This is a genomic window from Delftia sp. WSY_7 (genome assembly GCF_043104845.1).
GTDB classification, from domain to species: Bacteria; Pseudomonadota; Gammaproteobacteria; order Burkholderiales; family Burkholderiaceae_C; genus Comamonas; species Comamonas tsuruhatensis.
Genome location: NZ_JBICLB010000055.1, coordinates 284,660 through 306,834 on the forward strand (window position 1 = coordinate 284,660; position 22,175 = coordinate 306,834).

The window sequence follows — 22,175 nt, forward strand, 5'->3', positions numbered from 1 at the left end:
CATGGCTGACAGACCGGGCACGCCGGTGATGGAGGCGCGTGGGCTCGGCTTGCGTTTCGGCTCCACGACGGCCTTGCACGATGTGAGCCTGGCGGTCATGCCGGGCGAGTCGCATGCACTGGCTGGCCGCAACGGCGCAGGCAAGTCCACCTTGGTCGCCTTGCTGACCGGCCTGCACCAGCCCGGCACGGGGAGCATCCGCTTCAACGGCCAGCCCGCGCCTGCGGTGACCGACCGCATGGCCTGGTGCCAGCATGTGGCCTGTGTCTACCAGCATTCGACCATCATCGGCGAGCTGTCGGTCGCCGAGAACCTGTTCATCAACCGGCAGCCGCTGCGCCATGGCTGGATTTCCTGGCGCGTGCTGCTGCGCGAGGCAAGGGCCTTGCTGGATGCCTGGCAGATCGATGTGCACGAGGATGCGCTGGCCCGGGATCTGACGGTGGAAGCCCGCCAACTGGTGGAGATCGCACGGGCGCTGTCGCTGGGCGCGCGCTTCATCATCCTGGACGAACCCACGGCGCAGCTTGACCACGACGAGACGCGGCGGCTGCTCAGGCGCGTGCACGATCTGCAGCAAGGCGGCGTCACGTTTCTCTTCATCTCGCACCACTTGCAGGAGATCTATGAGATTTGCCAGACGGTCACCGTGCTGCGCGATGCTCGCCATGTGGTGACGGCGCCGGTGGCGCAGCTGCCCCGGCAGGCACTGATCGAGGCCATGACCGGCGAGCGGGACAGCCTGGCCGGTGCGTCTTGCGCCGCCCACGCACCCCCGGCAGGCGGGGGCACGGGCGTTGCCCCCGTGGTGCTTGCGCTGCAGCAGGTGTGCGGCAAGGGTTTCGGGGCTGTCAGCCTGCAGGTGCGGCGTGGCGAGATCGTGGGGCTGACAGGCTCCACCAGCAGCGGGCGCTCGGCTGTGGGTGAGGCGGTGGCGGGCCTGCGGCGCACCACGGCAGGCCGGATCCTGGTGTCGGGCCGCGTGCTGCCGCCCGGCGATGTGGGCGCCGCGCTGGCGCACGGCGTGGGTTGCGTGCCGCAGGACAGGCACCGCCAGGGCCTGGTGCCGGGGCAGTCCATCGCCGAGAACGCGACCATGACCATCATGGACAGGCTGGGCCGGTTCGGGTTCATCGCGCCATCGCGCAGGCAGGCCGCGGCGCTGGCGGCCATGCGCGCACTGGATGTGGCGGCCAGCGGGCCGCAGCAGGCCGTGTCCGGCCTGTCGGGCGGCAACCAGCAGAAGGTGGTGATGGCGCGCGCCCTGGCCAGCGAGCCCGATGTGCTGGTGCTCATCGATCCCACTGCGGGTGTGGATGTGAAGTCCCGGCAGGCATTGCTGGCCGTGGTGGAGGGTGAGCGACGGCAGGGCCGGGCCGTGCTGCTGGCGAGCAGCGAGCTGGACGACCTGCGCATTTGCGACCGCGTGCTGGTGATGTCGCATGGCCATGTGGTGGCCGAACTCGCCAGAGGTTGGGACGACGGTGAACTGATTGCCTCCATGGAAGGAGTGAGCCTGCATGCGCACTGACGCCTTTGTCTCGCCGAACACGGCTGTGCCCGTGCCGGCCGCCGGGCGGATCGCCCTGCACCGGCTGCGCGACTATGCACTGGTGCCTGCGCTGGCCCTGCTGTTCTTGCTGGGAGCCTTGACCAGCCCCAGCTTTCTGACACCGGCCAACCTGGTCAGCATCCTGGGGGCCTCGGCAGCCCTGGCGCTGGTGGTGCTGGCGGAGTCGCTGATCATCATCACGGGCAAGTTCGATCTGTCGGTGGAGTCCACGGTGGGCATTGCGCCGGCGGTGGGCGCCATGCTGGTGATTCCTGCAGCCTCGGGAGGCTTTGGCACGGCATGGCCGGTGGCGGCGGGGCTGCTGGCCATCGCGGCCGTAGGCGCATGCACGGGTTTTCTCAATGGCCTGTTGGTCGTCAGGCTGCGGCTCAATGCCTTCATCGTCACGCTGGCGATGCTGATCGTGCTGCGCGGCGTGCTGGTGGGCGCGACCAGGGGCGGCACCCTGTTCGACATGCCGCAGCCTTTCTTCGCCCTGGCCACGGCCACGCTGCTGGGGCTGCCGCTGTCGGTCTGGCTGGCGGCGCTGGCGTTCGGCACGGCCGCCGTGGTGCTGCGCCACCACCGGCTGGGCCGCGCGCTGTATGCGATTGGCGGCAACCCCCATGCGGCGCGCGCGGCGGGCATCAATGTGGACCGTATTACCTGGGGCGTCTTCGTGCTGGCCGGTGTGCTGGCCGCAGTGGGCGGGCTGGTGGTCACGGGCTATGTGGGCGCGATCAATGCCAACCAGGGCAGCTCGATGATTTTCACGGTGTTCGCGGCGGCCGTCATCGGCGGGATTTCGCTCGATGGCGGCAAGGGCTCCATGTCGGGTGCGCTGTGCGGCGTGCTGCTGCTGGGCGTGGTGCAGAACCTGCTGACGCTGGCCCAGGTGCCATCGTTCTGGATACAGGCGATCTACGGCGCCATCATCCTCGGCGCCCTGATGCTGGCCCGGCTCGCAGGTGAGCAGCAGCAATAGGCGCGGCCCGCGAATCGCCCATGCAGAAGCTTTTCAAGGGAAGGAATGGCTCCATGAGACTCGCCGGAAAACACATTCTCGTCACCGCAGCCGGGCAGGGCATAGGGCGTGCCTGCGCGCTGATGTTTGCCCGCGAGGGGGCCAGCGTGCTGGCCACCGACATCGACATGCAGGCGCTGGCAGAACTGGAGGGACGGGACGGCCTGCGTACGCGGCGGCTGGATGTGACCGATGCGCAAGACATCCTGGCACTGGCCGGGCAGGAGAGGGCTTTCGATGCTGTGCTCAACTGCGCGGGCTTCGTGCACCACGGCAGCATCCTGGACTGCAGCGACGAGGACTGGGCCTTTGCGTGGCAGCTCAACGTCACATCCATGCACCGCATCATCCGCGCCCTGCTGCCTGCCATGCTGGCCCAGGGCGGCGGATCGATCATCAACATGTCGTCCGCGGCCTCCAGCGTGAAGGGCGTGCCCCTTCGCCATGCCTATGGCGCCACCAAGGCCGCCGTGGTCGGGCTGACCAAGGCCGTGGCGGCCGACTTCGTCACGCAGGGCATACGCTGCAACGCCATCTGCCCTGGCACGGTGGAGTCCCCGTCGCTGCAGGCGCGCATCGCCGGCCAGGCCCGGCAGCAGGGCGTGCCGCTGCAGCAGGTGCGCGCGGCCTTCGTGGCGCGCCAGCCCATGGGGCGGGTAGGCCAGCCCGAGGAGATCGCCGCGCTGGCCACCTATCTCGCCAGCGATGAATCCCGCTTCGTCACCGGCACGCTGAGCGTGATCGACGGTGGCTGGTCCAACTGAACTGCACAGGACTGCTCCATGAAATTGCTGCGATACGGCCCCAGGGGCCATGAAAGACCGGGCCTGCTCGATGCGCAAGGGCGTGTGCGCGACCTCTCGGGCGTGGTGGACGACATTGCCGGCCCTGTGCTGCTGCCGGACAGCCTGGCGCAACTGGCCGCCCTGGACCCCTTTCAGCTGCCCCTGGTGGAAGGCGTGCCGCAGCACACGCTGCGCCTGGGCCCCTGCGTGGGGCGGGTGGGCAAGTTCGTGTGCATAGGCCTCAACTACTCGGACCATGCGGCCGAGGCCGGCATGCAGGTGCCGCCCGAGCCCGTGGTGTTTGGCAAGTGGACCAGTGCCATCTGCGGCCCGGACGATGCCATCGAGATTCCGCCCGGCTCCGTGAAGACGGATTGGGAGGTGGAGCTTGGCGTGGTCATAGGCCAGGGCGGGCGCCATATCGACGAGGCCCGGGCCATGCGGCACGTGGCGGGCTATTGCGTGGTCAACGACATCTCCGAGCGCGAGTACCAGCTCGAGCGCGGCGGCACCTGGGACAAGGGCAAGGGCTGCGACGGCTTCGGCCCGCTGGGGCCCTGGCTGGTCACGGCCGACGAGGTGCCCGATCCGCAGGCGCTGCGCATGTGGCTGGATGTGGACGGCCGGCGCATGCAGGACGGCAGCACGGCCACCATGGTGTTCGGCGTGGCCTTTCTCGTCAGCTATCTGAGCCGCTTCATGAGCCTGCAACCGGGCGATGTGATCTCCACCGGCACGCCGCCGGGCGTGGGCATGGGCCAGAAGCCGCCCATGTACCTGCGTGCCGGGCAGGCCATGCGGCTGGGCATCGCCGGCCTGGGCGAGCAGCGCCAGACCATGGTGGCGGCTCGCGTGCAACCGAATCCCTCGACAACCGGCAAGGCCTGAGAAGACCATGACGCGAATCCTGTCCCTGCGCGTGCTCGATGTGCGCTTTCCGACCTCCAGTCACCTGGATGGGTCTGACGCCATGAACCCGGACCCGGACTACTCCGCCGCCTATGTGATCCTGGAGACGGATACGCCCGGCCTTGAGGGGCACGGGCTGACCTTCACCATCGGTCGCGGCAACGAGGTCTGCTGCGCCGCCATCGCGGCCATGCGCCATCTGGTGGAGGGCATGGAGCTCGACTGGATCCGGGAGGACATGGGGCGCTTTTGGCGCCACATCACCTCCGACAGCCAGTTGCGCTGGATCGGCCCGGACAAGGGGGCGATGCACCTGGCCACCGGCGCCGTGGTCAATGCCGTGTGGGACCTGTGGGCCAAGGCCGAGGGCAAGCCGCTGTGGCGCCTGGTCGCCGATTTCACGCCCGAGGAGTTCGTCCGCGCGCTGGACTTCCGCTACATGACGGATGCCCTGACCGAAGCCCAGGCGCTGGAGCTGCTGCATCGCCAGTCGCCGCGCAAGGCCGAGTGCATCGGCGTGCTGGAGCGCGAGGGCTATCCCTGCTACACGACCTCGGCCGGCTGGCTGGGCTATGACGACGACAAGCTGCGCCGCCTGTGCCGCGAGGCGGTGGCCGGTGGCTTCAACCACGTCAAGCTCAAGGTGGGGCGCAGCCTGCAGGACGATATCCGGCGCGTGTCCATTGCGCGCGAGGTGCTGGGGCCGGATCGCCAGTTGATGATCGACGCCAACCAGGCCTGGGAGGTGGGGCAGGCCATCGGCTGGGTGCGGGAGTTGGCCTTTGCCAGGCCCTGGTTCATCGAGGAGCCGACCAGCCCTGACGATGTGGAGGGCCACCGCGCGGTGCGCGAAGCCGTTGCCCCGGTCCAGGTCGCCTCCGGAGAGATGTGCCAGAACCGCATTCTCTTCAAGCAGTTCATCATGCGTGGCGCCATCGACGTGGTGCAGATCGACGCCTGCCGGCTGGGAGGGGTCAACGAGGTGCTGCTGGTACTCCTGCTGGCCGCAAAGTACGGTCTACCCGTGTGTCCGCATGCCGGGGGCGTGGGCCTTTGCGAGTATGTGCAGCATCTGTCCATGATCGATTTCGTCTGCGTGTCGGGCACGCGCGAAGGGCGCGTGATCGAGTACGTGGACCACTTGCACGAGCATTTCGTCGATCCCTGCGTGGTGCGCAATGCGGCCTATATGCCTCCCGGTGCGCCCGGCTTTTCCATCACGATGAAGCCGGAATCTCTGGCCAGGTATCGCTTCCAGGCCTGAGCCATGGCCCTGTCCCATTCCCATTCACTTTTGCATCCGCGCATCGATGCACACCTGCATTTCTGGCGCTACAGCGCCGGGGACTATCCATGGATAGGCGCGGACATGCGGGCCCTGGCGGTGGACCGCACACCCGGCCATCTCCTGCCCCAGCTGTCTGCCTGCGGCTTCACGGGCGCCATCGCCGTGCAGGCGCGCGCCACGGTCGATGAGACGCGGTTCCTGCTGGAGCTGGCGCGGCGCAATGACTGGATACGCGGCGTGGTGGGGTGGGAAGACCTGACCTGCGAGGGCCTGGGCGAGCGCCTGCAGGACTGGCGTGCCGAGCCGAGGCTGTGCGGCTGGCGCCATCAGGTGCAGGACGAGCCCGATGCCGCAGCCTTTCTGGGCTGCGCCGCATTCGGGCGCGGCATGGCCTTGTTGCAGCGCCAGGGCTGGGCGTATGACCTGCTCGTCTTCCATCACCAGATGGAGGCGGCTGCCGCCTTCTGCGCACGGCACGACGCGCACTGGCTGGTGCTGGACCATCTGGGCAAGCCCCCGCTGGCCGTGCTGGCCCGGGAACAGGCCGCATTCGGCCACTGGCAGGCGCGGCTGGGGCGTTTTGCCGCGCTGCCGCATGTGGCCTGCAAGCTCTCGGGCCTAGTGACCGAGGCCGACTGGCGCGCCGGGCTGGACGGGGCAGGCAGGGCTTGCCTGCTGCGCTGTCTAGATATGGCGCTGCAGGTGTTCGGTCCGCAGCGGCTGATGTTCGGCTCCGACTGGCCGGTCTGCCTGCTGGCCGCGCCATACGCCACGGTCTTTGAGCTGGTGGATGGCTGGGCGTCGTCGCGGCTGTCGGCCTCCGAGCGCGAGGCGCTGTGGGGCGGCACCGCCGCGCGCTGCTACGGCCTGCAGCCGCAAGGCATGACCTGACCACATGGGAGGCAGCATGGACCTGAACCTGAAAGACAAGACCTTCATCGTCACGGGCGGTGCCAGCGGCATCGGGGCGGCCATCTCGCTGCGGCTGGCCGGTGAAGGTGCGATTCCGCTGATCTGCGGCAAGGACACCATGTCCGCGCGGTTCGAGGCGCAGCTCATGGAGCTGCAGCCCCGGGCCCGCCACTTCCGCTTCGACCTGGTCGATGAACAGGCATGCGGGGAGATGGTGGCCCGCGCTGCGGCGGACTGCGGCCACATCGACGGCCTGGTGAACAACGCGGGCATCAATGACGGCGTGGGCCTGGAGGCAGGGCGCGACGCCTTCGTGCGCTCGCTGCAGGCCAACCTGGTGCACTACTACGTCATGGCCCACCATTGCCTGCCGCACCTCAAGGCCAGCCGTGGCGCCATCGTCAACATCTCGTCCAAGACCGCGCTGACCGGGCAGGGCCAGGCCAGCGGCTACTGCGCGGCCAAGGGGGCCCAGCTCTCGCTGACGCGCGAATGGGCTGCCGCGCTGGCAGCCGATGGCGTGCGCGTCAATGCCGTGGTGCCCGCCGAGGTGATGACGCCGATGTACCTGCACTGGCTGGGCCGCTTCGACGACCCCGGGCGCCAGCTGGAACAGATCAGCGCCCGGATTCCGCTGGGCCGGCGCATGACGGCGGCCGAGGAGATTGCGGACACGGTCGTCTTTCTTCTGTCCGAGCGGGCATCGCACACCACGGGGCAATGGCTGTTCGTCGATGGCGGCTACACCCACCTGGACCGCGCGCTGACCTGACCACCATGGAGACACCATGCGCCAATGCCTTGCACTCGACCTCAGGGATGACCCGGCGCTGATCGCCCGGTACGAAGCCCTGCACCGCCGGATCTGGCCGGAGGTGGCGGCGCATCTGCGCAGCCATGGCGTCACCGGCATGGAAATCCACCGCCTTGGCACGCGCATGGTGATGGTCATGGAAACCGATGACGCGGTGCATGACGCCCGGACCATGGCCCTTGCCTCCGCCACCGATCCGAAGTTGTGCGAATGGGAAGACCTGATGTGGGCCTTTCAGGCCCCCACGCCGTGGACACCACCTGGAGACAAGTGGACGCCCATGGCCTGCATTTTTCGGCTGGAGGATTCTGCGCAGGAGTGAGCGACTGAGCATCCGTCGGCCATGCCCCATCCCCGAACGTCGCTCAACCCCCTTCCAGGGGAAAACCCCCGGGCGCCCGCGCCGCAAATGCATAGGTCTGCGCATGAATCGCTCAGGCCTGGCGCCATCCCTGCGGAGAATTCATGAAAGCAGCCTGCAGGGCATCGCAACCACGGGGCTGCATGCACCCGCAATAACAAGAAGCACAAGAACAAGAAGCACAAGAAAAGGGGCTGGCGACCGGTTTCAAGCTGCTCCCCATGGCAGCCGTGCTGCGGCCATGGGGATTTTCGCCAATCGGCAATGTCAAGGAGGAGAGGGAGATGAATAAACGCATGATCCGCAGCGCTGGCCTGGCCGCGCTTGCATTGGGCACGGCCCTGGCGGCCCAGGCCCAGAGTTCGGTCACGCTCTATGGGCGTGTGGTCGCGGGGGTGGACTACCAGAACAATGTGTACGACCCGGCCACGGGCGGCTCTGGCAATCTGTGGCGGGCCGTGGGCAACCAGTGGGGCACGAGCATGCTGGGTTTCAAGGGGGAGGAGGACCTGGGCGGCGGGCTGCACGCGCTGTTCACGCTGGAGTCGGGCTTCAGCATCGACGATGCCAGGTTCAACGGCGCAGGTTTCTTCAACCGCCGCACCTTCGTGGGCCTGCGCAGCGGCTGGGGCACGCTGAAGCTGGGCAAGGACCTGTCGATCTCGGATGCGCACTGGGCCCTGGACCCCACGGGCCAGCAGTTCATCGGCTCGGCCACGCTGGTGCGGGGGCGCAACTGGGGCGGGCATGACAACATGGTCTCGTACGAAACGCCCAGCTGGGGCGGCCTGCGCGTGCTGGCGCTGACCAGCCTGGGCGAGCAGCCGCAGGGCGCATCGCGGCTGCGCAAGGATGCGCTGTCCGTGTCCTATACCGCGCCCACGTTCGAGTTGCGCGCCATCTACGATGTGGCCCGCGATGCCAATGGCCGTTTCAGCGATCTCTACACCACCTCCCGCAACCTGACGCTGGGCGGCACGGTGACGCTGTCCGCGCTCAAGCTGTTCGCGGGCTATGAGCAGCTGTCTGCGCCCGACAGCGCGGCCGGCGTGCCCAACAAGGCGCGGCAGTACTGGATGGGCGCGCGCTACAAGGTGTCAGGCCCGCTGACGCTGATCGGGGCGGGCTACCGCACCACGGTCAACAACGGCGGCGGCAGCGCCAACCTGTTCATGGCGGGCGCCGACTACGCGCTGTCCAGGCGCACGCTGCTGTACGCCAGCGTGGGCAATGTGCGCAATGGCGGCAATGCGAACTTCTCGGTGGAGACCACCAACAACAACCCGGCGCCGGGCGGCAGCCAGACCGGCCTGTACCTGGGCATGGCGCATTCGTTCTGACCGGGGCGGGGCACTTTGGCGGAGGTTGCCGGCCCTTGCTCAAGGGGCTTGCCATCCGTCGCCCAGCACCTTTGTGATCGTCACCTGGTTTTGCAGTTGCGCCAGGTGCAGGGCCGACAGGGCCAGCTGTGCGTTGCGGCTGCGCTCCTGCGCATCCAGCCAGGTGCGCAGGGGTACCTGGCCTGCGCGGTAGCGTGCCTCGTACAGGCGGGTGATTTCTGCCGATTCCTGCATGACGCGCTGCTGTGCCTGCTCCTGGCTGGCCAGCTCGGTGCGGGCGGACAGGGCTTTTTCCGTTTCCGCCAGCGCGGCGTACAGCGACTTGCGGAAGTTGACCACGGCCTCTTCATGCTGGTTGCGCGCAATGGCGGTGTTCAGCCGCATCTCGCCCACGTTCAGAAAGGGCAGGGTCATGCTGGCGCCCAGGGCCGCCACGGGGTTGGCCAGCAGGTCGAGCAGCGAGTTGCTGGAGCCCCCCAGGCTGCCGGTCAGCGACAGCGTGGGGTAGTAGCGCGCGGTGGCCGCATCGCTGCTGGCCAGGGAGGCGCGCAGCCGCAGTTCGGCGGCGCGCAGGTCGGGGCGGCGGCCCAGCAGTTCGGCGGGCAGTCCTGCGGCAATGGCAGGCAGCGCGCCCGTGGGCAGGGCCTGCGGCTCGCCACCGGGTGCCTCGGCGCCCAGGAGCAGCTCGTTGAGCGCCTGCCGCAGTTCGGCGCGGGCCTGCGTGTACTGGCTGAGCAGCGCCTGCTGCTCGGCCAGCGCCTGCCGGGCCTCGCGCCGTTCCAGGCTGGATACGGCGCCGCTGCGGTACTGCGCCTCCACCAGCTCGCCGGTGCGGCGTGTGTACTCCAGGCTTTGCCGCGCAAATTCCAGGCGCTCGTTGGCCAGGGCCAGTTGCCAGTACAGGCTGGCGGTGGTGGCCGCCAGGGACAGGGCCACGGCCTGCCTGTCCTGCTCGCTGGCCTGGGCCTCGAAGACGGCCGCATCGCGCTGGGCACCCAGGCGGTCGAACAGGTCCAGCTCCCAGCCCACGCTCAGCGTGGCGCTGGACGTCTCCAGCGTGCTGCGCGGGTTGCCGGACAGCGGCCGGCTGGCCCCGGTGCTGAGCGTGCCGCCGGGTTGCGGCAGCAGGGCGCGGCCCGCCAGCTGCGCCTGCAGCGCGGCGCGGCGCACGCGGATGCCTGCCGTTGCCAGGTCGGGGTTGCGCGCAAGGGCCATGTCGATCCATGCATCCAGGCGCGGATCGCCGAAGGCGCGCCACCATGCCTCGGGCGCAGGCGCGGCCGCCGAGGGCTGCGCATGCTTGAACTGTGCGGGCAGCGCCACCTGCGGCGCCTCGTAGGTTGTGCGCGTGATGGCGCCGCAGCCGGCCAGGGCCACTGCGCATGCCAGCACGCCGGTCTTCAGCATATGCATGTCAATCTCTCGATAGAGCCTGTACGGGGTCGAGGCGCGCAGCACTGCGCGCCGGCAGGAAGCCGAAACCGATCCCGATGAGGGAGGAGCAGGCCACGGCCAGCACGATGGAGGCGGCCGAGAACGACAGCTGGAAGCTGGAGCCCGACAGGCTCACTGCCAGGCCCAGGCTCAGCGCCAGAGAGACACCCAGGATGCCGCCCACGATGCAGACCAGCACGGCCTCGATCAGGAACTGCTGAAGGATGTCCGACTGGCGCGCGCCGATGGCCATGCGCACGCCGATCTCGCGCGTGCGCTCGGTCACCGACACCAGCATGATGTTCATCACGCCGATGCCGCCCACCAGCAGCGCAATCATGGCGATGGCCGAGACCAGCAGCGTCAGCGTGGTGCTGGTGCGCGTGATGGCCTGGCGGATCTGGTCGGAGTTCCAGATGAAGAAGTCCTTGGTGCCATGGCGCTCGGTCAGCAGGCTGGTGGCGGCCTTTTGCGCGATCTCGGCCGGCACCGCGTCCTTGATGCGCAGCGTGATGCTGTCCAGGTGGTACTTGCCGACCAGGCGCGTGGCGGCTGCGGTGTAGGGCACGAAGAAGGTGGGCGTGGAGCCGCCGAAGCTGTTTTGCGCAGGCCGGAGCACGCCGACGATTTCCACGGGCATCTGGCCCAGCAGCACGACCTCGCCCAGCGGGCTGGGGTTGGTGGGGAACAGGGCGGTGGCGGTCTTCTGGTCGATCACCGCCACCTGGGCGTGCAGGTCCACGTCGCGCTGGTCGAAGAAGCGGCCCGATGCCAGGCGCAGGCCGCGCACGCGAAAGTGCTCGAAGCCCACGCCCGTCACCTGGGCCGTGGCCGCGTTCTCGCGGTACAGCGCCGTGACGCCGACCGACACATTGGGCGTGGCGCTGTCCACGTAGGGCTGCTCGGCCAGGGCCTGGGCGTCGGCGGCGACCAGGGTCTCGATGGCGGCGGCGCGCGTGTCGCCGAAGTCCTTGCCGGGAAAGATGTCCAGCGTGTTCGTGCCCAGCTCGCTGATCTGGTTCATCACCTGCTGCTGCGCACCGCGCCCCAGCGCCACCACCGAGACCACGGCCGAGATACCGATGATGATGCCCAGCATGGTCAGGAAGGTGCGCAGGCGGTGGGCGTTCATGGCGCGCAGGGCCATGCGCAGGGCCTCGCCAAAGCGGTCCGACAGTCCGCGCCAGGAGGCCCGGCGCGCGCCGGATGCCGGCTCCACGGGCGGCCTGGCTTCGTGCGGGGTGCTGCGCCGGTCGGCAATGATGGCACCGTCGCTGATCTCGATCACGCGCGTGGCGTGGGCGGCGACGGCCATGTCGTGCGTGACCAGGATGATGGTGTGGCCGTCGGCATGCAGCTCCTGCAGGATGCGCATGACCTGCTCGCCGCTGGCCTTGTCCAGCGCGCCCGTGGGCTCGTCGGCCAGGATGACGGCGCCGCCGTTCATCAGCGCACGCGCAATGGACACGCGCTGCTGCTGCCCGCCCGACAGCTGGCCCGGCCGGTGCTGCATGCGGTCGGCCAGGCCCAGGCGTTCGAGCAGGGCGGCCGAGCGCGCATGGCGGTCCGTGGGCGCCGTGCCGGCGTAGACCGATGGCAGCTCCACATTGCCCTGGGCCGTGAGGTCGGGCAGCAGGTGGTAGCGCTGGAAGATGAAGCCGAAATGCTCGCGCCGCAGCGCGGCCAGCGCGTCGGGCCCCAGCTCGCTGGTCTCGCGGCCCGCGATGCGGTAGCTGCCCGAGGTCGGATGGTCCAGGCAGCCGAGGATGTTCATCAGCGTGGACTTGCCCGAGCCCGAGGCGCCCACGATGGCCACCATCTCGCCGGCCTCGATGGTCAGGTCTATGTCCTTGAGTACCGCCACCGTGGTGTCGCCCGCAGGAAACTCCCGGCGCAGGCCCTGCATCTGCAGCAATGCATGGTCCATGCTTACATTCCCATCGGGTCGCTGCCGGCCGGCTTGCCGCCGGGGCTGGCCTCGCCGATCACCACCTGCTCGCCGGGCTCCAGCCCCGACAGCACCTGGGCCTGGGCGTTGGTGCGCAGGCCCACGCGCACCTTGCGCTCGGTGACCTGGCCCTGGGCATCGCGCACGCGCACGCTGTAGTTGTCGTCGGCATCGCGGCTGCCCAGCGCGGCGGCCGGCATGAGCACGGCCTTGTCGGCCTGGGCCACGCGCACGGTGACCTGGGCGGTCATGGAGGGGCGCAGCTTGCCTTCCGGGTTGGGCACGTCGAACTGGGCGTTGTAGTAGATGGCCTTGGCGGCCTGGGCGCCGGTGGCGGTCGCTGCGCCAGCGGTGGCGTCCGTGGCGATGGAGGCGGGCGCAGGCTCTATGCGCTCGATCGTGGCGGTGTGGCGCTGGCGGCCACTGCCCAGCGTGGTGAACCAGGCCGTCTGGCCCAGCTGGATCTTGTCCACGTCGGCCTCGGCAATCTCGGCGCGCACAGTCATCACGTCGAGCTTGGCCAGCATGACGATGGTGGGCGTGGTCTGGAAGGAGTTCAGGGTCTGGCCCTGCTTGGTGACCACCGCCACGATCACGCCGTCCATGGGCGCGACGATGCGGGTGTAGCCCAGGTTGATGCGCTCGGTCTCCACCTGGGTGCGTGCCTGCTCTATCTGGGCCTGCAGGGCGCCGACCTCGGCCTGGGCCGTGTCCAGCGCCGCCTTGGCGGCCTCATGGTCGGCGCGCGAGGTGGCGTCGGCCTGCAGCAGTTCCTGCTGGCGCTGGAAGGTGAGCCGGGCCTGGACGAGGGCCGCGCGCCGCGCGGCCAGCTGGGCCTGCAAGGCGGTGACGGATGCCTCGGCATTGCGCAGCTTGATGCGCTGCGGCTGGGCATCGACTTCGGCGATCAGCTCGCCGGCCTTGACCTTCTGGCCCAGCTCCACGTGCAGGCGCCGGACCTGGCCCGAGACCTGGGCGCCCACGGCCACCAGTTCCTTGGGGTGCAGCCGGCCCACGGCCAGCACGGTCTGCTCCAGGTCGCCGACGGTGACGGGTGCGGTTGCGAATTGGGTGGAGGGCTTGGCACTGGCCTTCCACCACACCAGGCCTGCGACCATGCATGCGCCTGCGACGGCGACCATGGCCCATTTGCGATTGAACTTCATTCTTCCCCTGCCGCGCGGTCGGCCGCAGGGGAGACAGTCCCTGCCCGGCGCCGCGCCAGATGCTCGAACTTACCAGTCTGGCGCGGTTCGATGTCCCGGCATTGACCAAGGCATGGAGATTCAGTGGAGAAAAGCGAGGAGAGGGAGCGGCCGGGCTGCCCCCTCGGCTCACCGCAAGTTCAGCGCAAGTTCAGCGCCAATATTGGCACTTGCTCTCGGCCTTGGTGGTCCAGACCTGCTCGGCCGGCAGCTTCTTGACCAGCTTGTAGTAGTCCCAGGTGCCCTTGGATTCGGCCGGGGATTTCACTTCCATCAGGTACATGTCGTGCACGTAGCGGCCGTCCTCGCGCAGGTAGCCGCTGCCGAAGAAGTCATCCATCTTCATGCCGCGCCAGGTGGCCATGACCTTGTCGGCATCCAGCGTGCCGGCCTTTTCCACGGCCTTGAGCCAGTTCATGGTGGCCGAGTAGTCGGCCGCATGGATTTCGCTGGGGCGGCGCTGGGTCTTGGCCATGAAGGCGTCGGCGAACTTGCGCGAGGCATCGTTCATGTCCCAGTACCAGCTGGTGGTGAACTGCATGCCCTGCGTGTTCTTCAGGCCCAGGCTGTGCACGTCGGTGAAGAACACCAGCAGGCCGGCCAGCTTCATGTCCTTGGTCACGCCGAACTCGCGCGCCGCCTTGATGGAGTTGATGGTGTCGCCACCGGCATTGGCCAGGCCCAGGATCTGGGCCTTGGAGTTCTGCGCCTGCAGCATGAAGCTGGAGAAATCGCTGGCGTTCAGCGGCGTCTTGACCGAGCCCAGCACCTTGCCGCCGCGCGCCTCGATGATCTTGGTGGTATCGGCCTCCAGCGCATGGCCGAAGGCATAGTCGGCGGTCACGAAGTACCAGCTCTTGCCTCCGGCCTCCACCACGGCAGCGCCCGTGCCCTTGGCCAGGGCCACGGTGTCGAAGGCGTAGTGCACGGTGTAGGGACTGCACTGCTCGTTGGTCAGCGCCGAGCTGCCTGCGCCGTTGTCGATGAAGACCCGCTTTTTCTCCTGCGCCACCTTGGCCATGGACAGGGCCGTGGCCGAGTTCGTGCCGCCAAACACCAGGCTGATGCCCTGCGTGTCTATCCACTCGCGCGCCTTGCTGGCGGCGATATCGGCCTTGTTCTGGTGGTCGGCCGTCAGCAGCTCGATGGGTTTGCCCAGCAGCTTGCCGCCGTAGTCGTCAATGGCCATCTGTATCGCCACGGCGCCGTTCTTGCCCTCGACATCGGCATAGAGACTGGACATGTCGGTGATGAAGCCGATCCGAACCTTGTCCTGCTGCGCGAGGGCCGGCGTTGCCAGTGCGGCGGCGCACAGTGCCAGGGCCAGCGGTGTCATCAGCGATGTCTTGGGGCGTTGCTGCATGAAGTCTCCTTGCTTTGGATGGAAAAAGCCCGCTGCTGTTGCGCAGGGGCCGGGTGATTCCATGCTGGCAGGGACAGGGGTCTGCCGCATTGGGGCAAGCACGGGCTTGGTGGCCCCGGTGCGACAGTCAGGCCGTGCGGCCGCAAAAAAGGCAGCCCTGAGGCTGCCTTGTTGGATGCTCCGTGGGGGGCTCCTGGCCTGGACCTCAGTCAGCAGTGCGCGGCGCGCGCACGGCATTCTTGGGGCGGAAAGCCTTGCAGACGCTGTCGTCCGTTTCCAGATAGGGCCCGCCGATCAGGTCCACGCAATAGGGCACGGCCGCAAAGATGCCGTTGACCTTTTGCGTGCCATCGGGGTTTTTCAGGCCTTCCAGGGTTTCGGCAATCGCCTTGGGCTGGCCCGGCAGGTTGATGATCAGGCTCTTGCCACGGATCACCGCCACCTGGCGCGACAGGATCGCCGTGGGCACAAAGGCCAGGCTGATCTGGCGCATCTGCTCGCCAAAGCCCGGCATTTCCTTGTCGGCCACGGCCAGCGTGGCTTCGGGCGTGACATCGCGCGGGGCGGGGCCGGTGCCGCCCGTGGTCAGCACCAGGCAGCAGCCGGCATCGACCAGCTCGATCAGCGCGGCGCTGATGCCGGCCTGCTCGTCGGGGATCAGGCGCGGCTCGAACGTGATGGGGTTCCTGAGCGCGCGGGTGAGCCAGTCCTGCAGGGCCGGCAGGCCCTTGTCCTCATAGACGCCGCTGCTGGCACGGTCGCTGATCGAAACGATGCCGATGCGCACGGCGTCATGGACGGGCTCACTCATCGTCAGCTTCCTCGCCAGCGCCGTCACCGTCCTCGGCTGTCTCGCGGCCCGTGCCGCCCAACTGCTGGCGCACCAACTGGAACAGATCGCGGTAGGCGCGGCCCTTGCGCTGGGCCAGGCCGGTGGATTCCTGCACATTGGCCTCATGGGCGCCCGGCATGTCCTTGCGGGCCTGGCGGATCAGGGCGCGCAGCTGCTGGGTGTCTGTGTCGGGGAAATGGTCCAGCCAGATGGACAGGGCCGATTCCTCGGCAATCAGGCGGTCGCGCCATTGCTCGGCCGCATGCAGGGCCATCTTCTCGGCGGCCGAGCCGTTGTGCTGCTCGTCCAGTGCCGCGCGCACGGCGGCGATCTCGGTCTCGTCCAGCTTGCGCATGAGCTTGCCGACGTACTGCATCTGGCGGCGCTTGCCTTCGAAATTGGTGATGCGCTTGGCCTCGGCCAGGGCATCGGCCAGCTGGTCGGGCAATTGCAGGCGCTTGAACAGGTCGGAGCGCAGTGTCAGCAAATCCTTGCCGAGGTCCTGCAAGGCGTCGGACTCGCGCTTGAGATCCGTCTTGCTGGAGTCGGGGGTGCCTTTGAGTTCGGCCTTGAGCTGCAGGTCGAGTTCGCTGCCTTCGGCAACGAAGTGACCTTTGACGTAGTAGCCTTTTTTGGGTTTGCGTGACATGGGGTAGGGGACAAATACAGTGGCGGCGCGGAGGGCGCTGCAGTGGCGGCTATCATAGCCGCCGCTATGAAAAAACCCCGTCCCCGCGCGGCAAGCACCGCCAAACCGCAGGCTGATTCCGGCTTCAGCTACAGCCAACCGTTTTTTGAAGATCTGGTGGACCGTGCCCTGGTCCACGCCAAGAAGCTCGGCGCAACCGACGCCGGAGCCGAGGCTTCCGAGGGCTGTGGCCTGAGCGTGAGTGTGCGCAAGGGGGCGCTGGAGACCGTGGAGCGCAACCGCGACAAGTCGCTGGGCGTGACCGTCTACCTGGGCAACCGCCGTGGCAACGCCAGCACCTCCGACTTCTCGGATGCCGCCATCCAGCAGACCGTGCAGGCCGCCTACGACATCGCGCGCTTCACCGCCGAGGACCCCATGGCCGGCCTGCCCGATGCGGCCGACATCGCCCCGCCCGGCACCCACCGCGACCTGCAGCTGTTCCACCCCTGGGAGCTGACCAGCGAGGCTGCGGCGCAGCTGGCGCTGCAGTGCGAAGAAGCTGCCCTGGGCACGCACAAGCGCATCACCAACAGCGAAGGCGCTGGCGTTTCGGCCCAGCAAAGCCATTTCTTCAGCGCCCATACCAATGGTTTCCGTGGCGGCTACGCCAGCTCGCGCCACAGCCTGTCGGTGGCGCCCATCGCATCGCTGCCCGGCCGCAATGGCGAGATGCAGCGCGATGCCTGGTACAGCTCCATGCGCAACGCGGCCGACCTGGCCTCGCCCGAAGCCGTGGGCCGCTACGCCGCCCAGCGCGCCCTGAGCCGCCTGGGCAGCCGCAAGATCCCGACCACCGAGTGCCCGGTGCTGTTCGAGTCCACGCTGGCCGCCGGCCTGCTGGGCAGCTTCGTGCAGGCCGTCAGCGGCGGCGCGCTGTACCGCCGCAGCACCTTCCTGCTCGACTCGCTGGGCAAGCCCGTCTTCCCCAAGCACATCGACATCACGGAAGATCCCTTCATCCTTGGCGGCAAGGGCAGCTCGCCCTTCGACGAGGAAGGCGTGCGCGTGCAGGCCCGCAAGGTGGTGGATGCCGGCCGCGTCGAGGGCTACTTCCTGTCCAGCTACTCGGCACGCAAGCTGGGCATGAAGACCACCGGCAATGCCGGCGGATCGCACAACCTGGTCATGACCTCGCGCCGCACCAAGGCCGGCGACGACCTGCCCGCCATGCTCAAGAAGCTGGGCACGGGCCTGTTCGTGATCGAACTCATGGGCCAGGGCGTGAACTACGTGACCGGCGACTACTCGCGCGGCGTCAGCGGCTTCTGGGTGGAAAACGGCGAAATCGCCTTCCCCGTGCATGAGATCACCATCGCAGGCAACCTCAAGGACATGCTCAAGGGCATCGAGGCCGTGGGCGCGGATGCCTACAACTACGGCGCCAAGACCGTGGGCTCTATCCTGATCAACCGGATGAAGGTGGCGGGCAGCTGAGCGCTGGCTCAGCTCAAGAATAAAGCGGCTTTTTGAAGCCGCTTTTTTGTGGATCTACACCACTCGCTGCCTCTGCACGCCCAGCCCCTCGATCCCCAGCTCCATCACATCGCCCGCCTTCAGATAGCGCGGCGGCTTCATGCCCATCCCGACTCCCGGGGGCGTGCCGGTGATGATGAGGTCGCCGGGCTCCAGCGTCATCACGCGGCTGCAGTGGCTGATGAGTTCGGCGCAGCCAAAGATCATAGTGCGCGTGCTGCCGCTCTGGCGGCGCTCCCCGTTCACATCCAGCCATAGCTGCAGGGCCTGCGGATCGGGCACTTCGTCGCGCGTGACCAGCCAGGGGCCGATGGGGCCGAAGCGGTCGAAACCCTTGCCCTTGCTCCACTGGCCACCGCTGCGGTCAATCTGGTATTCGCGCTCGGACACATCGTTGGCAAGGCAGTAGCCGGCCACATGCTCCAGCGCATCGGCCACGGACACATTGCGCGCGCGCTCGCCGATGACGATGCCCAGTTCCACCTCCCAGTCCATGCGCGTGCTGCCCTCGGGCAGGGGGATGTCGTCGTCGGGGCCGCAGGCGCAGCTGGGCCATTTGGCGAAGAGGATGGGCTCCTTGGGGATGGGCATGCCGGCTTCCTCGGCATGGTCGCGGTAGTTCAGGCCGATGGCGACGAACTTGGACATGCCGCTCCACGGCATGCCGATGCGTACCGGGCCTTGCACCAGGGGCAGCCTGGCGGGGTCGATGGCGGCCAGGGCCCGCAGCGCCTCGCGGCCCAGCAGGCGGGGCGTGTAGTCGTCCAACAGGGCGGACAGGTCGCGGATCTGGCCTTCGGCATCCAGCAGGCCGGGCTTTTCCTGGCCCTCGGGGCCGAATCTCAGCAGTTTCATGAAGTTTCCTCTGGAGTTCCTGGAGTGGGTCGCTCTGCCGGCTGCAGGTGCTGTTGAGCAGCTGCAGGTGCGCAGATGCCGGCGCCCATTGTGAGGAATGTCTCGCACAGTCTGGGAATGACAGTGCCTTGTCGGTGCGCGGGATATCCATGCGCCCACTGCCTCCGATCACGGCGGCTGGCAGCCCCATGCCTGCATGCCGGCAAGGCGCTGTCCTACTGGATGTGCAGGGTTTGGGAAGGCGACGCGACTGATTCAAATTGTCAAATTTGTTCCGGAATGTGTTTCTTCCGCGCCAGCAGTCTGGCCGGTTTGCGTAGGTGGTTCGAGGGAGAGCGACGTGGGTTTTCTGAGGCGTATGAAGTTGGGAACCATGCTGGGCATGGGTTTTTTCGCGGTGATCGTGGTTTGCGTATGCGTGGCGGCCTTCGGCTGGATGAAGTTGCGTGACCAGGGCGAGCAGCTGCGCGTGCTGGCCGAGGACCGCATGGGCAATCTGGCCCGGCTGCAATCGCTCAAGGACAACGCCAATGCGTCGGCACGGGTGGTGCGCAATCTGGCGCTGATCACCGATCCGGCGCAGATGGCCGAGGAGAGCCGCCGGCTGGATGAGGTGGTCGCCAGGAACGGCCTGGTCATGAAGGAGCTGGACCAGCGCCTGCAGACCGAGCAGGCGCGCCGGCTCTTTGCCGACATACGTCAGGCGCGCCAGCCTTTCGTGGAGACCATGCGCCAGGCCGGTGACCTGGGCCTGGCCAACCAGGGCGACGCCGCCAGGGACCTGATCATGGGGCGCCTGCGCTCCTTGCAGACGACCTATTTCGATGCGGTCGAGGCACTGGTCGACTACCAGAAGGCACAGACACAGGCTACGGTGGACGGCTCGCTGCGCCGCGTGGCCGAAGACGGCGTGGCCATGCTGGTGCTGACGCTGCTGGCCGCCGCGCTGGGCGGTCTGGTGGCCTGGATGATCACCAGGACGGTCAAGCAGCAGCTGGGCGGAGAGCCCTCCTATGCCGCCGGGGTGGCGCGCCAGATCGCGCAGGGCGATTTGTCCGTGCGGGTGCAATTGACGCCCGGCGACACCTCCAGCCTGCTGCGCGCCATGGAGGACATGCGGGCCGGTCTGGCGCGCGTGGTCGCCGATGTGCGGCAAAGCAGCGAATCCATCGCGACCGGCGCCAGCCAGATCGCATCGGGCAATGCCGACCTGAGCCAGCGCACGGAGGAGCAGGCCAGCAATCTGGAGCAGACCGCCGCCTCCATGGAGGAGATGAACGCCACCGTCAAGCTCAATGCCGATACGGTGCGTACCGCCACCCAGCTGGCCGCTTCGTCGAGCCAGGCCGCCACTGGCGGCGGCAAGATCGTGGACCGCGTTGTGGCCACCATGGAGCAGATCACCGCGAGTTCCCGGAAGATCGAGGACATCATCGGCGTGATCGACTCCATTGCCTTCCAGACCAACATCCTGGCGCTCAATGCCGCCGTGGAGGCGGCGCGGGCGGGCGAGCAGGGGCGCGGCTTTGCCGTGGTGGCATCCGAAGTGCGCAGCCTGGCTCAGCGCAGCGCTGGGGCAGCCAAGGAGATCAAGGCCCTGATAGGCGAGAGCGTGTCCAAGGTGGACGAGGGCTCGGGCCTGGTGAGCGAGGCGGGTTCCGCGATGAAGGACATCGTCCAGCAGGCGCAGCGCGTTGCCGACCTGATCGGCGAGATAGGCGCGGCCACGGCCGAGCAGGCCGATGGTGTGGCGCAGGTGGGCGACGCCGTCGTACAGCTGGACCAGGTCACGCAGCAGAACGCCGCCCTGGTCGAAGAGTCGGCGGCGGCTGCTGCCAGCCTGAACGCGCAGGCTGCCAGGTTGGTCGATCTGGTCAGTCTGTTCAAGCTGGATGGGCTGTCCTCACCTGCCGATCAGGCTCCTGTCGCGAAGCCCGCCGTGGCCTCCGGCATGCGTGGTCTGCCTTCAGGTGCCGACAGCTTGCCTCGCCAGTCCGGGGCGCAGGCCGCCATGCGGGGCGACAGCAGATCCACATCCACGGCAATGCGGGTGCCTGGCCCCCGCACTGCAGCCGAGCGCGCTGGTGAGAACTGGGAAGTGTTCTGACCCTGTGTTCATCGGGCCGCGTTGTAGTACCAGTGCAGCGGCTCGCAGTCCATGTCGGGACGGCCAGCCGCTGCATAGGCCTGTAGGCAACTCACATGGTTTTCAATGCGCGTCTTTTCCTCTTCGGACAATGTTCCCAATACCATGTTGGCCGAAAGCGCAGAACGGTAGAGCTTGAGCGCGTAGTTCATGTCCAGTGGAAGCTTTTCCTGAATATCGCCCTCTCGCTTTCTGACCATGGCGAGCATTTGCAGTTTGACGTCCACATATCTATACAAGGCTTCGGGGGAAGGATAGAGTCGCATACTCGTTCCAAAGGATTTGGCGGCGGGAGACCATGCTTTACGTTGAAAGTCTTTCATGCCGTGCTGGTAGAAGTTCTGCGCGGCGGTTTGGTCTGCATGCCGATTTGTTTGAAGCCAGTTGCGTACAAAGTCAGCATCGCCCACCTCTTCCGATGCCAGGAGATCTTCTGGACTTTTTTCCTGTGCATAGCATCCAGCGAGAAGCAGAGCGCTAGCGAACCACGGAAACCATGCCAACAGTTTTGCCATCACCACTCCTGCAGAGAATTAGATATTGATAAAGTGAATTCCATTGCGCCGGATCCACGGTGATGCATCCGGCACTCTCGTGCCCTGGGTGCAGGTATCTATCGTTGCGAAAAGGAGTTGCACTTCCATTGTTGAGGAAAAACCAATTTTTGGCATAGGGTGTTTTATGTAAATATGCAGACCCTATTGAGTGTGGGAAATCTGGGATTTGAACAGGGTGCGTTCCTGTTTTAATAGGATTTTCGTCGTCTGTAAAAGCTCGGACACGACCCCCTGGATAGATCAGGGTCTTGCGGCTCAAAATGAATTGAATGATTGCAGCAGGCCGATATGCGGGAGCCTGTTTTCGGAGGTATCCCTGTTTCACAGAAAACCTGTTGCCACTTTCGACGCCCTCCTTGACGATGAAATGGTCGCGCCCATTCGAGCTGGATTCCATCTCGGTGGAAATATGCTCCGGCAGCGCAACAATAGCGCCCGAAGGCTCGCGCCTGACATTGAGCCAGCCATCCGTTCCTGCACTGGTATATTTTCTTTCCGCCATTGCCCCTCCCAGGATTTGAAGCGTCCGCAGACATCGTTGTGAGATGCCGATTGTGTGCGGATTGCCATTCAGTTGGAGGAGGAAATGAAGGGGGAGGAAAATTTTCAGAATGATCCTAGGATATATGAGTCACGGTGATTTGAGGGTGGAATGCCGTGGTGCCCATGGCCCGCCACTCCATGGG

Annotated in this window: 20 protein-coding genes; 11 read left to right on the top strand and 9 right to left on the bottom strand. The window is 67.1% G+C overall.

Annotated elements, in window-relative coordinates:
• Position 1: 1 nt before the first annotated feature.
• The 9 genes from ACF8ME_RS28070 to ACF8ME_RS28110 all read left to right on the top strand — a co-directional run bounded on the left by ACF8ME_RS28070 (position 2) and on the right by ACF8ME_RS28110 (position 8,985).
• Positions 2-1,531: a sugar ABC transporter ATP-binding protein gene (locus ACF8ME_RS28070; protein WP_392419196.1), complete on the top strand. Its 1,530-nt coding sequence runs from the start codon at positions 2-4 to the stop codon at positions 1,529-1,531.
• Positions 1,521-2,537, top strand: coding sequence for an ABC transporter permease (locus tag ACF8ME_RS28075; protein ID WP_392419198.1), 1,017 nt, complete (start codon positions 1,521-1,523; stop codon positions 2,535-2,537). Before ACF8ME_RS28070 ends, ACF8ME_RS28075 begins: the two co-directional genes overlap by 11 nt.
• Positions 2,538-2,590: 53 nt before the next feature.
• Positions 2,591-3,340, top strand: coding sequence for an SDR family oxidoreductase (locus tag ACF8ME_RS28080; protein WP_392419199.1), 750 nt, complete (start codon positions 2,591-2,593; stop codon positions 3,338-3,340).
• 18 nt (positions 3,341-3,358) lie between these two features.
• The gene (locus ACF8ME_RS28085; RefSeq protein WP_392419201.1) at positions 3,359-4,249 is read left to right on the top strand and encodes a fumarylacetoacetate hydrolase family protein; all 891 of its coding nucleotides are present in this window, start codon (positions 3,359-3,361) and stop codon (positions 4,247-4,249) included.
• 7 nt (positions 4,250-4,256) lie between these two features.
• The gene (locus ACF8ME_RS28090; RefSeq protein ID WP_392419203.1) at positions 4,257-5,534 is read left to right on the top strand and encodes an L-fuconate dehydratase; all 1,278 of its coding nucleotides are present in this window, start codon (positions 4,257-4,259) and stop codon (positions 5,532-5,534) included.
• Positions 5,535-5,537: 3 nt separating this feature from the next.
• A complete protein-coding gene (locus ACF8ME_RS28095) occupies positions 5,538-6,449 on the top strand; it encodes an amidohydrolase (RefSeq protein ID WP_046986692.1) in 912 nt (303 codons plus the stop codon).
• A 16-nt stretch (positions 6,450-6,465) separates the two neighbouring features.
• Positions 6,466-7,242 carry an SDR family oxidoreductase gene (locus ACF8ME_RS28100; protein ID WP_046986695.1) on the top strand — a complete coding sequence of 259 codons (777 nt, stop codon included), beginning with the start codon at positions 6,466-6,468 and terminating at the stop codon, positions 7,240-7,242.
• Positions 7,243-7,258: 16 nt separating this feature from the next.
• Positions 7,259-7,606, top strand: coding sequence for an L-rhamnose mutarotase (locus tag ACF8ME_RS28105; RefSeq protein WP_392419204.1), 348 nt, complete (start codon positions 7,259-7,261; stop codon positions 7,604-7,606).
• Positions 7,607-7,929: 323 nt separating this feature from the next.
• The gene (locus tag ACF8ME_RS28110; protein ID WP_392419205.1) at positions 7,930-8,985 is read left to right on the top strand and encodes a porin; all 1,056 of its coding nucleotides are present in this window, start codon (positions 7,930-7,932) and stop codon (positions 8,983-8,985) included.
• A gap of 39 nt (positions 8,986-9,024) precedes the next feature.
• On the opposite strand, the gene ACF8ME_RS28115 is transcribed toward ACF8ME_RS28110, so the two are convergent.
• The 6 genes from ACF8ME_RS28115 to yjgA all read right to left on the bottom strand — a co-directional run bounded on the left by ACF8ME_RS28115 (position 9,025) and on the right by yjgA (position 16,416).
• On the bottom strand, positions 9,025-10,398 hold the full coding sequence (locus tag ACF8ME_RS28115) for an efflux transporter outer membrane subunit (RefSeq protein WP_392419206.1): 1,374 nt from the start codon (positions 10,396-10,398) through the stop codon (positions 9,025-9,027).
• 1 nt (position 10,399) lies between these two features.
• On the bottom strand, positions 10,400-12,346 hold the full coding sequence (locus tag ACF8ME_RS28120) for a MacB family efflux pump subunit (protein ID WP_016453833.1): 1,947 nt from the start codon (positions 12,344-12,346) through the stop codon (positions 10,400-10,402).
• Between the two features lie 2 nt (positions 12,347-12,348).
• Positions 12,349-13,533: an efflux RND transporter periplasmic adaptor subunit gene (locus tag ACF8ME_RS28125; RefSeq protein WP_392419207.1), complete on the bottom strand. Its 1,185-nt coding sequence runs from the start codon at positions 13,531-13,533 to the stop codon at positions 12,349-12,351.
• Positions 13,534-13,723: 190 nt separating this feature from the next.
• Positions 13,724-14,935 carry an ABC transporter substrate-binding protein gene (locus tag ACF8ME_RS28130; RefSeq protein WP_016449656.1) on the bottom strand — a complete coding sequence of 404 codons (1,212 nt, stop codon included), beginning with the start codon at positions 14,933-14,935 and terminating at the stop codon, positions 13,724-13,726.
• Positions 14,936-15,140: 205 nt separating this feature from the next.
• Positions 15,141-15,746 (bottom strand): molybdopterin adenylyltransferase, encoded by a 606-nt coding sequence (gene mog / locus ACF8ME_RS28135; RefSeq protein ID WP_046241001.1) that lies wholly within the window; start codon positions 15,744-15,746, stop codon positions 15,141-15,143.
• Positions 15,739-16,416 carry a ribosome biogenesis factor YjgA gene (gene yjgA / locus ACF8ME_RS28140; protein ID WP_016449652.1) on the bottom strand — a complete coding sequence of 226 codons (678 nt, stop codon included), beginning with the start codon at positions 16,414-16,416 and terminating at the stop codon, positions 15,739-15,741. The genes mog and yjgA overlap by 8 nt, the downstream gene beginning before the upstream one ends.
• 66 nt (positions 16,417-16,482) lie before the next feature.
• Here yjgA and pmbA point away from each other — a divergent pair, with 66 nt between their 5' ends.
• Positions 16,483-17,892, top strand: coding sequence for a metalloprotease PmbA (gene pmbA / locus ACF8ME_RS28145; RefSeq protein ID WP_016453829.1), 1,410 nt, complete (start codon positions 16,483-16,485; stop codon positions 17,890-17,892).
• Positions 17,893-17,946: 54 nt separating this feature from the next.
• On the opposite strand, the gene ACF8ME_RS28150 is transcribed toward pmbA, so the two are convergent.
• A complete protein-coding gene (locus ACF8ME_RS28150) occupies positions 17,947-18,786 on the bottom strand; it encodes a fumarylacetoacetate hydrolase family protein (RefSeq protein ID WP_099751635.1) in 840 nt (279 codons plus the stop codon).
• 358 nt (positions 18,787-19,144) lie between these two features.
• Between ACF8ME_RS28150 and ACF8ME_RS28155 the strand changes: the two genes are divergently transcribed.
• A complete protein-coding gene (locus ACF8ME_RS28155) occupies positions 19,145-20,893 on the top strand; it encodes a methyl-accepting chemotaxis protein (protein WP_392419208.1) in 1,749 nt (582 codons plus the stop codon).
• Between the two features lie 8 nt (positions 20,894-20,901).
• Here the strand turns inward: ACF8ME_RS28155 and ACF8ME_RS28160 are convergent, their stop codons facing one another.
• Both ACF8ME_RS28160 and ACF8ME_RS28165 read right to left on the bottom strand, forming a co-directional pair.
• The gene (locus ACF8ME_RS28160) at positions 20,902-21,447 is read right to left on the bottom strand and encodes a hypothetical protein (protein WP_016453827.1); all 546 of its coding nucleotides are present in this window, start codon (positions 21,445-21,447) and stop codon (positions 20,902-20,904) included.
• Positions 21,410-21,991, bottom strand: a complete 582-nt coding sequence (locus ACF8ME_RS28165; RefSeq protein ID WP_392419209.1) for a hypothetical protein — start codon at positions 21,989-21,991, stop codon at positions 21,410-21,412. Before ACF8ME_RS28165 ends, ACF8ME_RS28160 begins: the two co-directional genes overlap by 38 nt.
• Positions 21,992-22,175: the final 184 nt, after the last annotated feature.

Coding starts and splice junctions, on each gene's coding strand:
- ACF8ME_RS28070 (WP_392419196.1), top strand. CDS start 2: ATGGCTGACAGACCGGGCACGCCGGTGATGGAGGCGCGTGGGCTCGGC.
- yjgA (WP_016449652.1), bottom strand. CDS start 16,416: ATGTCACGCAAACCCAAAAAAGGCTACTACGTCAAAGGTCACTTCGTT.
- ACF8ME_RS28165 (WP_392419209.1), bottom strand. CDS start 21,991: ATGGCGGAAAGAAAATATACCAGTGCAGGAACGGATGGCTGGCTCAAT.
- ACF8ME_RS28130 (WP_016449656.1), bottom strand. CDS start 14,935: ATGCAGCAACGCCCCAAGACATCGCTGATGACACCGCTGGCCCTGGCA.
- ACF8ME_RS28150 (WP_099751635.1), bottom strand. CDS start 18,786: ATGAAACTGCTGAGATTCGGCCCCGAGGGCCAGGAAAAGCCCGGCCTG.
- ACF8ME_RS28160 (WP_016453827.1), bottom strand. CDS start 21,447: ATGGCAAAACTGTTGGCATGGTTTCCGTGGTTCGCTAGCGCTCTGCTT.
- mog (WP_046241001.1), bottom strand. CDS start 15,746: ATGAGTGAGCCCGTCCATGACGCCGTGCGCATCGGCATCGTTTCGATC.
- pmbA (WP_016453829.1), top strand. CDS start 16,483: ATGAAAAAACCCCGTCCCCGCGCGGCAAGCACCGCCAAACCGCAGGCT.
- ACF8ME_RS28085 (WP_392419201.1), top strand. CDS start 3,359: ATGAAATTGCTGCGATACGGCCCCAGGGGCCATGAAAGACCGGGCCTG.
- ACF8ME_RS28115 (WP_392419206.1), bottom strand. CDS start 10,398: ATGCATATGCTGAAGACCGGCGTGCTGGCATGCGCAGTGGCCCTGGCC.
- ACF8ME_RS28080 (WP_392419199.1), top strand. CDS start 2,591: ATGAGACTCGCCGGAAAACACATTCTCGTCACCGCAGCCGGGCAGGGC.
- ACF8ME_RS28100 (WP_046986695.1), top strand. CDS start 6,466: ATGGACCTGAACCTGAAAGACAAGACCTTCATCGTCACGGGCGGTGCC.
- ACF8ME_RS28120 (WP_016453833.1), bottom strand. CDS start 12,346: ATGGACCATGCATTGCTGCAGATGCAGGGCCTGCGCCGGGAGTTTCCT.
- ACF8ME_RS28075 (WP_392419198.1), top strand. CDS start 1,521: ATGCGCACTGACGCCTTTGTCTCGCCGAACACGGCTGTGCCCGTGCCG.
- ACF8ME_RS28095 (WP_046986692.1), top strand. CDS start 5,538: ATGGCCCTGTCCCATTCCCATTCACTTTTGCATCCGCGCATCGATGCA.
- ACF8ME_RS28090 (WP_392419203.1), top strand. CDS start 4,257: ATGACGCGAATCCTGTCCCTGCGCGTGCTCGATGTGCGCTTTCCGACC.
- ACF8ME_RS28105 (WP_392419204.1), top strand. CDS start 7,259: ATGCGCCAATGCCTTGCACTCGACCTCAGGGATGACCCGGCGCTGATC.
- ACF8ME_RS28125 (WP_392419207.1), bottom strand. CDS start 13,533: ATGAAGTTCAATCGCAAATGGGCCATGGTCGCCGTCGCAGGCGCATGC.
- ACF8ME_RS28110 (WP_392419205.1), top strand. CDS start 7,930: ATGAATAAACGCATGATCCGCAGCGCTGGCCTGGCCGCGCTTGCATTG.
- ACF8ME_RS28155 (WP_392419208.1), top strand. CDS start 19,145: ATGAAGTTGGGAACCATGCTGGGCATGGGTTTTTTCGCGGTGATCGTG.